At 72.7% G+C, this 12,158-nt stretch carries 12 protein-coding genes and 1 tRNA gene; 7 read left to right on the top strand and 6 right to left on the bottom strand.

The window, feature by feature from the left end:
• Window positions 1–99: 99 nt before the first annotated feature.
• Window positions 100–178: transfer RNA gene (locus NMQ01_RS12470), tRNA-Gln, on the top strand.
• Between the two features lie 70 nt (window positions 179–248).
• Here NMQ01_RS12470 and NMQ01_RS12465 read toward each other — a convergent pair.
• A complete protein-coding gene (locus NMQ01_RS12465) occupies window positions 249–824 on the bottom strand; it encodes an NADPH-dependent FMN reductase (protein ID WP_255184243.1) in 576 nt (191 codons plus the stop codon).
• Window positions 825–952: 128 nt separating this feature from the next.
• Here NMQ01_RS12465 and NMQ01_RS12460 point away from each other — a divergent pair, with 128 nt between their 5' ends.
• Both NMQ01_RS12460 and NMQ01_RS12455 read left to right on the top strand, forming a co-directional pair.
• Window positions 953–2,341, top strand: a complete 1,389-nt coding sequence (locus NMQ01_RS12460; RefSeq protein WP_255184242.1) for a hypothetical protein — start codon at window positions 953–955, stop codon at window positions 2,339–2,341.
• Window positions 2,338–3,705, top strand: coding sequence for a hypothetical protein (locus tag NMQ01_RS12455; RefSeq protein WP_255184241.1), 1,368 nt, complete (start codon window positions 2,338–2,340; stop codon window positions 3,703–3,705). Before NMQ01_RS12460 ends, NMQ01_RS12455 begins: the two co-directional genes overlap by 4 nt.
• Window positions 3,706–3,739: 34 nt before the next feature.
• Here NMQ01_RS12455 and NMQ01_RS12450 read toward each other — a convergent pair whose 3' ends face one another.
• The gene (locus NMQ01_RS12450) at window positions 3,740–4,369 is read right to left on the bottom strand and encodes a cation transporter (RefSeq protein ID WP_255184240.1); all 630 of its coding nucleotides are present in this window, start codon (window positions 4,367–4,369) and stop codon (window positions 3,740–3,742) included.
• Window positions 4,370–4,423: 54 nt separating this feature from the next.
• Between NMQ01_RS12450 and NMQ01_RS12445 the strand changes: the two genes are divergently transcribed.
• The 3 genes from NMQ01_RS12445 (at window position 4,424) to NMQ01_RS12435 (ending at window position 6,815) form a co-directional block, all read left to right on the top strand.
• On the top strand, window positions 4,424–4,990 hold the full coding sequence (locus NMQ01_RS12445) for a TOPRIM nucleotidyl transferase/hydrolase domain-containing protein (protein WP_255184239.1): 567 nt from the start codon (window positions 4,424–4,426) through the stop codon (window positions 4,988–4,990).
• Window positions 4,991–5,115: 125 nt separating this feature from the next.
• Complete coding sequence (locus NMQ01_RS12440; protein WP_255184238.1) at window positions 5,116–6,072, top strand: intradiol ring-cleavage dioxygenase; 957 nt, start codon at window positions 5,116–5,118, stop codon at window positions 6,070–6,072.
• A 56-nt stretch (window positions 6,073–6,128) separates the two neighbouring features.
• Window positions 6,129–6,815, top strand: coding sequence for a histidine phosphatase family protein (locus NMQ01_RS12435; RefSeq protein ID WP_255184237.1), 687 nt, complete (start codon window positions 6,129–6,131; stop codon window positions 6,813–6,815).
• 24 nt (window positions 6,816–6,839) lie between these two features.
• On the opposite strand, the gene NMQ01_RS12430 is transcribed toward NMQ01_RS12435, so the two are convergent.
• Genes NMQ01_RS12430 through NMQ01_RS12415 form a run of 4 tightly spaced genes read right to left on the bottom strand, consistent with a single transcriptional unit; the run spans window position 6,840 to window position 11,020 of the window.
• Window positions 6,840–7,817, bottom strand: coding sequence for an alpha/beta fold hydrolase (locus NMQ01_RS12430; protein ID WP_255184236.1), 978 nt, complete (start codon window positions 7,815–7,817; stop codon window positions 6,840–6,842).
• A gap of 31 nt (window positions 7,818–7,848) precedes the next feature.
• Complete coding sequence (nagA, locus tag NMQ01_RS12425; RefSeq protein ID WP_255184235.1) at window positions 7,849–9,015, bottom strand: N-acetylglucosamine-6-phosphate deacetylase; 1,167 nt, start codon at window positions 9,013–9,015, stop codon at window positions 7,849–7,851.
• Window positions 9,012–10,271, bottom strand: a complete 1,260-nt coding sequence (locus NMQ01_RS12420; protein ID WP_255184234.1) for a PTS transporter subunit EIIC — start codon at window positions 10,269–10,271, stop codon at window positions 9,012–9,014. The genes nagA and NMQ01_RS12420 overlap by 4 nt, the downstream gene beginning before the upstream one ends.
• Window positions 10,268–11,020, bottom strand: a complete 753-nt coding sequence (locus NMQ01_RS12415) for a GntR family transcriptional regulator (RefSeq protein WP_255184233.1) — start codon at window positions 11,018–11,020, stop codon at window positions 10,268–10,270. Before NMQ01_RS12415 ends, NMQ01_RS12420 begins: the two co-directional genes overlap by 4 nt.
• A gap of 88 nt (window positions 11,021–11,108) precedes the next feature.
• Between NMQ01_RS12415 and NMQ01_RS12410 the strand changes: the two genes are divergently transcribed.
• Entirely contained in the window at window positions 11,109–12,146 is a 1,038-nt protein-coding gene (locus tag NMQ01_RS12410; protein WP_255186373.1) for an SIS domain-containing protein, read from the top strand.
• Window positions 12,147–12,158: the final 12 nt, after the last annotated feature.

Genomic DNA, 12,158 nt, shown 5'->3' with positions numbered 1-12,158 from the left:
CCGGGTCGGGGCCGGTCTGGGTCTCGCTCATCCCGCCATTGTCCGTGACGAAGGGGGCGCAGGCGTCGACTACCCTGACCGGAGCCGCTTCGGCGGCGTTCCCCGGTTGGTCTGCCGGCAGGGCCCGCCTGACTTTGAATCAGGACTAGCGACGTAGGTTCGACTCCTACCCGGGGAGCCGCGTGACGTCACCCGACGACGGCCCCGGACCCGTGGCGGGTCCGGGGCCGTCGTCGTGGCCGGGAGGGTCAGCGCGTGGCGCCGGCGAGCTCGTCGGCGAGCACGAACTTGCGCGTCGCGTCGGTGAGCTGCTCGACGAGCGTGGTCAGCTCGCCCTCGCGGCGCTCCTCGAGCTGCAGGCCGTTGTCGCCGAACTCGGTGAAGAGGCTCAGCGAGACCTGCTGGCGCACGGCGTGCATCGAGAAGTTGGCGACGACGGTGCGCCAGTGCTCGACCGCGCGCACACCGTTGTCGGCGCCGTAGGAGACGAAGCCGACGGTCTTGCCCATCCACTCGGGGGCGAGGGAGTCGAAGGCGTTCTTGAAGGCACCGGGGATCGAGTGGTTGTACTCCGGCGTGACGAAGATGAAGCCGTCGTAGGAGTCGATGGCCTGGCCCCAGCGGACGACGCGCTCGTCGTCGTAGGCGCGGTTCGCCATGCCCGGCACGGTGGGGGAGGTGAGCAGCGGCAGGTCGAAGTCGGACAGCTCGACGACCTCGAAGGTCACGTCCTCGGTGCGCTCCGCGACGGACTTCACCCACTGGGCGACGGCGCTGGCAGCGCGACCCTGGCGGACGGACCCGACGATGATGCCGATCTTCATGCGTTCACTCCTGTGGTGGTGCGTGGTTGTTGATGCTTCAACCACCGTAAACGAAGGGAGGCCGCCCGCGCATTCCCGCAGGCACGGACGAGCGCGCGCGGGCCGCGGGGGTCCGACACAATGACGCCGTGACCGCGCCCCACGACCTCTCGCCGCAGCCCGGCCCACGCCCGACTGCCCGTGTCCTCAAGATCGTCGGGGCGCTCGTGCTCGTCGCCATGTTCGTCGCCGGCGTCGTCTCCTTCCTGCCGGGAGGGCTGGGCGGGGTCCTCGGCCGCGGCGGCCCGCCCGAGGTCGAGGGCAACATCGTCTGGGACAGCGAGGACCTGGCGGTCCAGCTCGGGCCCGACGGCTGGCTGACCCACCCTGCTGGCGGGGGCGAATACGCGGCGCGCAATGTCCGCACGGGCACGTCGTGGACGATCGGCGACCTCGCCTCGCAGATGTCCATCTCGCAGGAGGGCGTCGTCGTGCAACCCGACGGCACGAAGGTCCTCGTGCAGCGAGAGGGGTCGACCCGCACGGTGACCACGAAGGACATCGCCGACGAGCAGGGGGACGACGACCTGTGGCCGGGCGAGAACGTCGATCTCGTCGCCTTCGGCGAGGAGCACGTCGTCGTCGCGACCTGTCTGGCGCCGAGTCCCTCGCGCCTGCTCGACGAGGTCGAGGGCGGGCACGTGGTCTTCGCGGGTCTCTCGCTCGAGGACGCGTCGATCGCCTGGGTGCGCGACGTGGGTGCGCGCTGCGGCGGTGACTTCTGGCACCCGGGCAAGCCCAAGACCCTCCCGGCGCAGCCCTATGTGCTCCTCGAGCCGAGCGAGGACCACCTCGTCGTCGTCGACGTCGCGACCGGCGAGACGGTGCTCAGCCGCTCCGGTCAGGCCCGCTACAAGATCGCGGTCCACGGCGACCGCGTCCTCGTCGAGGAGGACGAAGGGGAGGTCGCGTGGCGATCGCTGCGCACCGGCAAGGAGATCACCCGGGTGCGCTGCGACGGCGCCCGCGTCGGCTCGACGGGTGACATCTCGCGGCAGGTCCCGCCGGAGGGCACGCCCTTCGTCGAGTGCGCGGACAGCGTGCGCGTCCTCGACGGTGATCGTGTGGTCGAGATCGACGCCCAGCCCCTGGGCCTGGGGGAGGGGCGGCTGCCGGAGGGCCGGGACGTGGCCGTGGGGCGCCATGTCATGCACCGCGAAGGGGAGGTCGTCACCGTGCGGGACGGGCTGGAGGACAAGGAGATCGGGCGGCTCGACGTGCCGGAGGACTTCGAGGTCGCCGGGTGGACGTCGCCGGGCCGGCTCCTCGTCTTCGCGAGCGTCGACACGGGCGGCGAGCGCCCGACCTCGGCCTACCGCGCCTTCGACGCGCGCACCGGCGAGCTCGTCCTGTCGACGAGCGGCGGCATGCGCACGGGCGCCGACGTCTCGCCCGACGGCGTGATCGTCGTCGAGTCCGACGACGAGGACCTCGAGGGCACCCGGCTGTGGGTCGCCGCGACGAAGGAGACCCCGTGAGCCGCACACCGAGCAAGGTCGGCGACCTCACCCGGCTCGTCGCGGTCGTCGTGGCGGCGGCGGTGCTCCTCGGATTCGGGCTGGTCCTCTTCAGCCGTCTGGGCGGCGGAGGTTCCGTCGACGGGAAGGTCCGCTACTCGACCTCGGACCACGCCTACGGCATCCACCTGGGGCCCCACGGGTGGTTCAGCTACACCGACGACGACGGTGACTGGGTGCAGCAGGCGACGACGGGTGACCGCTGGCGCAGCGAGGGCTTCTACGGCGACGGCGCCCTGACCTCGGACGGCACCTCCGTCAGCACGCTCGGTGGGGACGTGCGCATCGAGCGCGAGGGCCGTCAGCTCGAGGCGCGGGGTGCCGACCTGCTCGTCGCCCACGGCGACCGTAGCCTGCGGCCCGGCGAGGAGGCGCAGCTCGTCGGGATGTCGACCCGGCACGCCGCCGTCGTCTCGTGCATGTCCCCCGGCGGGGAGGCCCGTCTCGGCGAGGAGGTCGACGGCGGGCGGCTCGTCGTCTCCGGTGTCGCCCTTGAGGACGCGAGCGTGACCTGGAGCCACGACACCGAGGTCGGCTGCGATGCCGACCTGGCCACGCTCTACCCCGAGGGTCTGCCGGAGCAGCGCTACGTGCTGCTCACCCCGGACGAGGAGACGACTCTGGCGCTCGACCTCGACACGGGTACGGTGGCGCGCACCTGGCGCGACGCCCCGCGTGGGCGGGTCATCGTGCGCGAGGACGTGGCGGTCTCCCGCGAGGGCGACGAGGTGAGGGCACTCTCCCTTCACTCGGGGGACGAGGTGGCGCGCACGTCGTGCCCCGGGGCGCGGCTCGACACCCCCGGCGACTGGGGCGGCCGGCTCGCTGCGGAGGCCACCCCGCTCGTGCGGTGCGGCAGCAGCGTCCGGCTCCTCGACGGCGACCGCTTCGTCACCGTCGACGCCCCTCCGGTGGAGGAGTCGCAGCAGGTCGCCGACGGACGATCGGTCGTGCACGACCGCTTCGAGATCTCGCGCGCCGGCGACACCCTGACCTTCAGGGACGCGCTCGCCGACGAGGTCGTCGGCGACGTCGAGGTGCCCGACGGATTCCGGATCTCGACGAACGACCTGCGTGGTCGGCTCGTCGTCTTCTACCGGCCGGCGGACAAGATCTTCGGCGACGACACGGACACCGAGTTCCGCATCGTCGACACCCGCACGCCGACCCTCGTCGCGACGACCGGCGATGGTCTGTCGCCGGGCGCGGAGGTCTCGACCGACGGCTTCGCCGTCCTCACCGAGCGCGTCGAGAGGCGCCGCAGCCGGTCCTCACGCACCTATGCCTGGGTCGTCGGTGTCGACGAGGTGCGGCGCCGCGACTGACCGCGGTCGCATGGGGCCGTGCGACGGGGCCGGATCAGTCGATCTCTTCTCCCGCAAGGGCCTTCGCCGCGAGGCGCTCCTCCTCGCTCACCTCCCAGACCTCCCACGCGGCGTGCACCGCGATGAGGATGATGAGGCAGCCGAGGACGAGGTCGGGCCAGCCGGAGTCGGTCCACAGCGTGACGACGGCCATCGCGATGACCGCGAGGTTGACGAGCACGTCGTTGCGCGCCGAGAGGAAGGCCGCGCGGCTGAGCGAGCCGCCCGCGTGCCGCACGCCGGCGAGCAGCCAACCGCTCGTGCCGTTGACGACGACGGCGCCGAGCGAGGCGAGGACGACGGGCAGCACCTCGGGCGCCGTCGGGTCGGCGAAGCGCCGGACCGCCTCGACGCCCGCGACGGTCGCCGGCACGAGGATGACCAGGGCCATCGCCTTGCCCATGAGGGCGCGGCGGGCGAGCGGCCACCCCAGCGCGATGAAGATCAGCAGGTTGATCGACGTGTCCTCGAGGAAGTCGACGCTGTCGGCGAGCAGCGACACCGACCCGGCGTAGAGGGCGACGGTGAACTCCACGAAGAAGTAGGCGAAGTTGATCAGCGCGACGACGAGCACGACCCGCCGCAGGCGGTCGGCATCGAGGCGCGCGGGGTTGGCGTCGGTCATGGTCGGGACGATAAACCGCTTGCGCCGCAAGCGCGGCCGGAGCCCAATGGTCGGGTGACCACGACACGGGCCGTCGTCCTCGTCGAGGGCGAGAGCGACCGCGAGGCCCTGCACGGCCTCGCGCCCCGCCTCGGCGTGGACCTCGCTGCGGCCGGGGTCGTGGTCGTCGCCATGGGCGGCGTGACCAACGTGCGCGCCCACCTCCAGCAGTGGCGCCGGCAGGCGCCCGACGTGCACGTCAGCGGCCTCTACGACGTCGCCGACGAGCACCACGTGCGAAGGGGGTTGCTCGCCGGGGGGCTGCCCGTCACCGAGGTCGGTGGTCTCGCCGGTCTCGGGTGGCACGCGTGCGTCACCGACCTCGAGGACGAGCTCCTGCGCGCCCTCGGGCTGCCCGCGGCAGAGGCGGTCGTCGAGGCGGCGGGGGAGGGGCCCTCCCTTCGCCTCCTGACGCAGATGCCCGCGCAGCGAGGCTGGTCGCGCAGGGACCTGCTGCGCCGGTTCCTCACCTCGCAGTCGGGGCGCAAGGCCCGGTATGCGCGGCTCTTCGTCGAGGCGCTCGACCTCGACCGGGCGCCCGCCCCGCTCGTCGCGGTGCTCGAGGACGCAGTCGGGCGGTGACCGTGCGGGGCCGTCTCCCGGGTCGCCGGGGCATCGCTGCGTCATGGCGACCCCACAGCGGACCCACAACCTGCGGGGCTTGGCTTGGGTCCATGACCCGGAGGCAGCGAACGAAGGAGATGGCCATGACGACACCGCGGACCCACGAGGGGCGGGTGCTGCCGAAGCAGGACGAGGAGCTCGTCGACCAGGGACTGCAGTTCGACATCGGCACGCTCTTCGGGCGCCGCCGGATGCTCGGCCTCCTCGGGGCCGGGACCGTGCTGGGCCTCACGGCCTGTGCCGGGAGCGGCGAGGGCTCGAGCAGCAGTGCCACGTCAGCGAGCTCGGGCTCCGGCTCGAGCACGAGCGGCAGCTCGATCTCGCTGACCGAGATCCCCGACGAGACCGCCGGCCCCTACCCCGGGGACGGTAGCAACGGTCCCGACGTCCTCGAGGAGAGCGGCATCGTGCGCCAGGACATCCGCTCGAGCTTCGGCAGCAGCACGACGACGGCCGAGGGGGTCCCGGTGACCCTGACCCTGAAGATCAAGGACCTCGCCCAGGGCGGGGCCGCCTTCGCCGGGGTCGCGGTCTACGTGTGGCACTGCGACCGCGACGGCAACTACTCGATGTACTCGCAGGGGGTCGAGGGCGAGAACTACCTGCGCGGTGTGCAGGTCGCCGACGACAGCGGCACGGTGAGCTTCACGAGCATCTTCCCGGCCTGCTACTCCGGTCGGTGGCCGCACATCCACTTCGAGGTCTATCCCGACGAGGCGAGCATCACCGACGCGTCGAAGGCCATCGCCACCTCGCAGGTCGCGCTGCCCCAGGACGTGTGCACCACGGTCTACGCCACCGACGGCTACGACGCCTCGGTGGGCAACATGTCGAGCCTGAGCCTGACGAGCGACAACGTCTTCGGCGACGACGGGGGCACCAGCCAGCTCGCGGACGTCAGCGGCAGCGTGGCGAAGGGGTACGATGTCACCCTGGTCGTCGGCGTCGACACGACGACCGAGCCCACCGGTGGCGGTGGTGGTGGCGGTCAGCCCGGCGGTGGTCAGCCCGGCGGTGGTCAGCCCCCTTCGCAGGGCTGATCGACCCCGGCCGGACCACGTCCGGGAGGAGGCGCCCACCTGCGTAGCCTGCTGGTGTGCGTCTCCTCCTCATCCGTCACGGCCAGACCCCCCACAACGTCACCGGTGCGCTGGACACCGCATACCCCGGCGCGGGGCTGACCGATCTCGGGCAGCGCCAGTCCGCCGCGGTGCCTGCGGCGCTCGCCGACGAGGACGTGAGTGCGGTCTACGCGAGCCCGCTGGTGCGCACCCAGCTCACGGGTTCGCCTCTGGCGCAGGAGCGCTCGCTCCAGATCGTGGTACGCGAGGGCCTGCAGGAGATCTCCGCCGGTGACGTCGAGATGCGATCCGACCGGGAGGCGGTCGAGGCCTATCTCGGCGGCGTCGCCGCCTGGCTGCACCGCGACCTCGACCACGAGCTCGCGGGCGGTACGACGGGCCACGACTTCATGGACCGGTACGACGCCGCGGTGCGGTCGATCGCGCAGCAGCACGGACGGGACGACACCGTCGCCCTCTTCAGCCACGGTGCCGCGATCCGGGTCTACGCGACGCTGTCGGCCGGCCTCGACGCCGAGGAGGTCGAGGGGATGTGGATCAACAACACCGGCATGGTCATGCTCGACGGCCACCCCGGCGACGGGTGGGACCTCGTGCGCTGGCAGGGCGATCCGCTCGGCGGGCCCGGGCTGGCGAGCGTCCGCGCCCACGACGTGACGGGTGAGGCCATCGACGAGGAGCTCGACGCCGACGACCGGTGACGCCCACCCACTCTCTGCACTGCCCTACGGCAATGCAGCGTCTCCACCCGCTGCGAAGCGGTCGGTGGCCGCGACGAGCAGGCCGTCCATGCCCTCGGCGCCGCTGTGGTCCTCGCCCTCGACGACGTGCAGCTCCGCGAGCGGGAGCCGCTGCACGAGACGGTGGACGACCCCGAGCGGCGCGGCGATGTCGAGCCGTCCGCGAACGAAGACAGCGGGGATGTCGGCGATCGCGTCGAGGTGGCCGCTGATCCCGTCGGGTGGCAGGAACCCGTGGTGACCGAAGAACCGGGTCACGAGCCGGGCGAAGCCCAGGGCGAACTGCGGGTCGGCGTACCGCGGGTTGGGGACGGGGCCCGTGGTCAGCGCCGCGATCCGGTCCTCCCAGTCGCACCAGGCAGCGGCGGCGGGCCGGTGGACGTCGGGGTCGGGGTCCATGAGCAGCGCGTGGACCGCCGCGGGGAGGTTGCCCCCGCGCTCGACGTGGGGCACCACCGAGCGAAGGGCGTCGAAGGCCTCCGGGTACACCTCGCCCATTGTCCAGGTGAGCCAGTCGACCTCCTCGCGGGTGGTCGTCACCGCGCCCCAGAAGACCATCTCGCTCACCCGGTCGGGGTGGGCCACCGCGTAGGCCAGGCCCAGCGTCGAGCCCCACGACCCGCCGAGGACGAGCCACCTGTCCACGCCGTGCAGCTCGCGCAGGGACTCGATGTCGCCGATCAGGTGCTGCGTCGTGATCGTCGACAGATCGGCGCCGGGCTCGCCGGCGAGCGGTCGGCTGCGTCCGCAGCCGCGCTGGTCGAAGAGGGTCACGCAGTACCGCTGCGGGTCGAAGTAGCGCCGCCACCAGGCGGCCGCGCCGGACCCCGGGCCACCGTGCAGGACGACGGCGGGCTTGCCGTCAGGGTTGCCGACCCGCTCCCAGTGGACGCGGTGCCCGTCCGGGGTGTCGAGCAAGCCTGTCTCGAAGGGCTCGGTGAGCGCGTGCCGCGGATCGGTCATCCGGCGATCCTCCCAGACCGGCCGCATCCGCCTAGGTGGATGCAGGGACCCAGGAGCCGGCGCGCATCACCCGGGTGACCGCCAGGTCGTCGTCGAGGACGACGAGGTCGGCGCGGGCGCCGGCCTCGATGCGGCCGACATCGGTCAGCCCGAGCGATGCGGCGGGAGTGGCCGTCGCGGCCGTCACCGCGGCCTCGAGGGTGAAGCCGCTGGACACCGAGTGCCGCACGGCACCGGCCATCGTCAGGGTCGAGCCGGCGATGGCACCGCTCGCCGTGCGGGCGACGCCGTCACGCACCTGCACGTGGATCGGCCCGAGGTGGTAGTCGCCGTCGGCCGCGGCGGCCGCGCCCATCGCGTCGGTGACGAGCACGATCCGCCCGCGCGCCGAGCGCTCGGCCAGTCGCAGCATCGCCGGGTGCACGTGCACGCCGTCGGAGATCAGCTCCACCCACACGCGCTCGTCCTCGAGCAGGGCGGCGATCGGCCCCGGGTGGCGGTGGTGCAGCCCCCGGATCTGGTTGAAGAGGTGCGTGGCCACGGTGGCGCCCGAGTCGATCGCCGCCCGGGCCTGCTCCCACGTCGCGTCGGTGTGCCCGACGCCGACGACGACCCCCGCGTCGACGACCCGGCGCACCGCGTCGAGGGCGCCGTCGAGCTCGGGCGCGATCGTCACCATGCGCAGTGCGTCGCCGCCCGCGGCGAGCAGCCGGTCGACGTCCTCGGGCGAAGGGGGCCGCAGCAGGCTCGGCTCGTGGGCACCGCAGAAGTCCGCGGATAGCCACGGCCCCTCGAGGTGCACCCCGGCGAGCACGCCGTCGTCGACGAGCTCGCCGAGCACCCGCACCGACCGGTCGAGCCGGTCGACCTCGTCGGTGACCAGGCTCGCGACGAGGCTCGTCGTGCCGTGGGCCAGGTGCGCCCGGGCGACGGTCGCGGCCTCGTCGGCGTCACCGACGGTGAAGGACCCGCCGCCACCGCCGTGGCAGTGGGTGTCCACGAAGCCGGGCACGAGGGTGCCCGTGAGGTGGAGGGGTCTCGAAGCTCCGGCCGCGGACGGCCTGCGCTCCTCGACCTGCGCGATCGAGCTGGGGGGACCCCCTTCGCCCACCTGCGCGATGTGCTCGCCCTCGACCTGCACCCACCCCGGGGCGAGCGTGCGCCCCGGGGTGAGGACGCGGTCGGCGGTGACGATCACGCCGAGTCGTCCGCGGTGACGAGCGATTCCTCGCCCTCGTCCTCGCGGCCCGGGGTGCGCAGGTTCCACGTGCGGATGACGAAGCGGAAGAGCACGTAGTAGACGACGGCGTAGCCGAGCCCGATGAGCACGAGCAGCAGCGGCTTCGTCGCGATGTTGTAGTTGAGGACGAAGTCGAAGAGGCCGGCGGAGAAGCCGAAGCCGTCCTTGATGCCCAGGGCATTGGTCAGCGCGAGCGAGGTGCCGGTGAGCACCGCGTGGATGACGTAGAGCGGCCACGCGACGAACATGAAGGCGAACTCGAGCGGCTCGGTGACACCGGTGAGGAAGGAGGTCAGCGCGGCCGAGCCCATGATGCCGCCGACGAGCTTCTTCTGCGCCGGCTTGGCCTCCTGGTAGATCGCCAGGGCGGCGGCGGGCAGGGCGAACATCATGATCGGGAAGAAGCCGGTCATGAAGGCGCCGGCCGTCGGGTCGCCGTTGAGGAAGCGGGCGATGTCACCGGTGACCGGCTTGCCGCCCTCGGGCGTGTACTCGCCGATGAGGAACCACGGGGGGTTGTTGAGGATGTGGTGCAGGCCGGTGGGGATGAGCAGACGGTTGACCGTGCCGTAGACGAAGCCACCGATGACCTCGTTGTCGGCGACCCACTCGCCGAGGCCGGTGATCCCGGCGTCGAACCACTGGTAGACGAAGCTCGTGAGGACCGAGATGACGATCGCGGCGGTCGCCGTGGCGATCGGCACGAAGCGCCGTCCGCCGAAGAAGGCGAGGTAGGCCGGCAGCTTGATCCGGTGGTAGCGCTGCCACAGCCACGCGGCCGTCAGGCCCATGGCGATGCCGCCGAAGACCCCGTAGTTGATCAGCTCCTGCTCCTCTCCCTTCGCCGGCGTCCCGAGGACGAAGGGGGACATTGCGTCACCGACCGCCTTGAAGACGAGGTAGCCGACGACGGCCGCGAGGGCCGTCGAGCCGTCGGCCTTCTTCGCCATGCCGATGGCGATGCCGACGGCGAAGAGGATCGGCAGGTTGTCGAAGAGCGCACCGCCCGCGGCGCCGATGACCGGCGCGACCCGGGTCCAGCCCAGGCCGTCCGCGCCGAGCAGGTCGGGCTGGCCCAGGCGCAGCAGCAGGGCTGCGGCGGGCAGCGCGGCGATCGGCAGCATGAGGCTGCGGCCGAACTTCTGGAGCGGGGCGAGGTTGAGCTTGCGGCGCCCGGAGTCCCCGGACGCGACGGAGCCGTCTGCAGTGGTCACGGCGTGTTCCCTTCGTGTGGCGGTGCCGGCGGTGGGGTGTCGTCCCGGCTCAACGACATGTGCAGCTGGTAGCGGTCTCCGCGATATCGGGAGACGACGTGCTCGACCGGGCGGCCGAGGCTCGTGGACAGGCGGCGGAAGACGAGCAGCGGCGCCCGGTCGGGGCAGGCGAGGAGCTGCGCGACCTGGCCCTCGGCGCACTCGCCCCACAGGGTCTGCTCGGCGGCGTCGATGACGACGCCGTAGGCGTCGGCGAGCAGGGCGTAGATCGAGTCGCCGAGGTCGTGCCGGCCGAGGTCGGGCACGAGGTCGGCGGGGTACCAGCTCTCCTCGAGGGCGATCGGCTGGCCGTCGGCGAGGCGCAGGCGGTCCAGCCGCCAGGCGCGGCCCTCGCCGAGCCACTGGGTGACCTCGGTCGGGGGAGCGGCCAGACGCACGCCGAGCAGCCGGGTCGACGGGGTGAGCCCGCGTCGGCGCATGTCCTGGCTGAAGCTCGCGAGGTGCAGCCGGCTCTCCAGCCGCGGGCGGGCGACGAAGGTGCCCTTGCCGTGGACGCGGTGGAGCATGCCGTCGGCGATGAGCGACTCGATCGCCTTGCGGACCGTGGCGCGGGAGAGGGAGTAGGTCGCCATGAGCTCGCGCTCGGAGGGGATCGCCGCCTCGGGTCCCAGGCCGGCGGCCAGCTCGGCGATCGCCTCGCGCAGCTGGACGTGCTTGGGACGGGGCCCGTGGAGCGGTGCTCGCGACACTTCCCGATCCTCACCTTCGTTGGTACGGTCTGGTACGTACCAGTGAGGATCCACGTCGGGGTGGGAGGTGTCAAGCATCGTGACCGTGATGGCCCGCGAGATCGCCGAGCAGCCGGCGGCCGTGCGACGCGCGCTCGAGGCGCTGCTGCCGCTGCGCGCCGACGTGCGCGCGCTCTTCGCCGACCGTCGCCGCGTGCTGCTCGTCGCCCGCGGGTCGAGCGACCACGCCGCCATCCACGGCCGCTACCTCCTCGAGGCCTGCGCCGGCATCCCGGCCTCGCTCGCCGCCCCGAGCATCGCCACGCACTACCGCGCCGACCTCGACCTCGCCGACACCCTCGTCGTCGCGATCTCCCAGTCCGGCACCACCGAGGAGATCGTCGCCACGGCCGACTGGGCCCGTGGGCACGGGGCCGCCGTCGTCGCCGTCACCAATGTCGAGGGCTCCCTGCTGGCGAAGGGGGCGGACCTCGCCCTGGTCACGCAGGCCGGGCCGGAGCTGGCCGTGCCGGCCACGAAGTCGCACCTCACCCAGCTCGTCGCGGTCGCCGTCGTCGCGGACGCGCTCGGGGCGGAGGTGGACCCGGAGGGGAGCGACGACCAGTGGAGGCGGGTCGCCGAGGAGGTCGCGCTCGCCGTGGAGCGGGCCCAGCTCGTCGAGCCCGCGGTGCCGCTGCTGCAGGCGGCCGAGCACGTCGTCGTCTCCGGCCGCGGCATGTGCCTGGCGACCGCGCTCGAGACGGCGCTGAAGATCGAGGAGACCTGCCTGGTCCCCGTACGCGGCTACTCCTACGCCGACCTGCGGCACGGGCCGATCTCCGTCGTCGGACCCGACGTCGCGGCGGTGCTCGTCGCCGCGCAGGACGGGCCGATGACCGCGGCCATGACCGACGTCGCCGACGACCTGCGCCGCCGGGGGGCGCGGGTCGTCGGCATCGGTGGGGACATCCCCTTCGCCCGGGCCTGCGACGTGCACGTCCCCGGGCCCGACCTGCCCGAGCCGCTCGCGCCGATCGGGCTCGTCGTGCCCGCCCAGCTGCTCGTCGAGCGCCTCGCGCGCGCCCTCGGGCGCGACCCCGACAGCCCCCGCGGTCTGGCCAAGGTCACCCGCACCGACACACACTGATCCCCACCCACC

This window comes from Janibacter sp. CX7 (genome assembly GCF_024362365.1).
Lineage (GTDB): Bacteria > Actinomycetota > Actinomycetes > Actinomycetales > Dermatophilaceae > Janibacter.
Note: the sequence above shows the minus strand (reverse complement) of the source record. Positions and strands in the feature narration are given on the sequence as shown.

Excerpts from the sequence above, each read along its gene's own strand:
- NMQ01_RS12465 (WP_255184243.1), bottom strand. The coding sequence starts at position 824 with ATGAAGATCGGCATCATCGTCGGGTCCGTCCGCCAGGGTCGCGCTGCC.
- NMQ01_RS12450 (WP_255184240.1), bottom strand. The coding sequence starts at position 4,369 with ATGACCGACGCCAACCCCGCGCGCCTCGATGCCGACCGCCTGCGGCGG.
- NMQ01_RS12440 (WP_255184238.1), top strand. The coding sequence starts at position 5,116 with ATGACGACACCGCGGACCCACGAGGGGCGGGTGCTGCCGAAGCAGGAC.
- NMQ01_RS12430 (WP_255184236.1), bottom strand. The coding sequence starts at position 7,817 with ATGACCGATCCGCGGCACGCGCTCACCGAGCCCTTCGAGACAGGCTTG.
- NMQ01_RS12410 (WP_255186373.1), top strand. The coding sequence starts at position 11,109 with ATGGCCCGCGAGATCGCCGAGCAGCCGGCGGCCGTGCGACGCGCGCTC.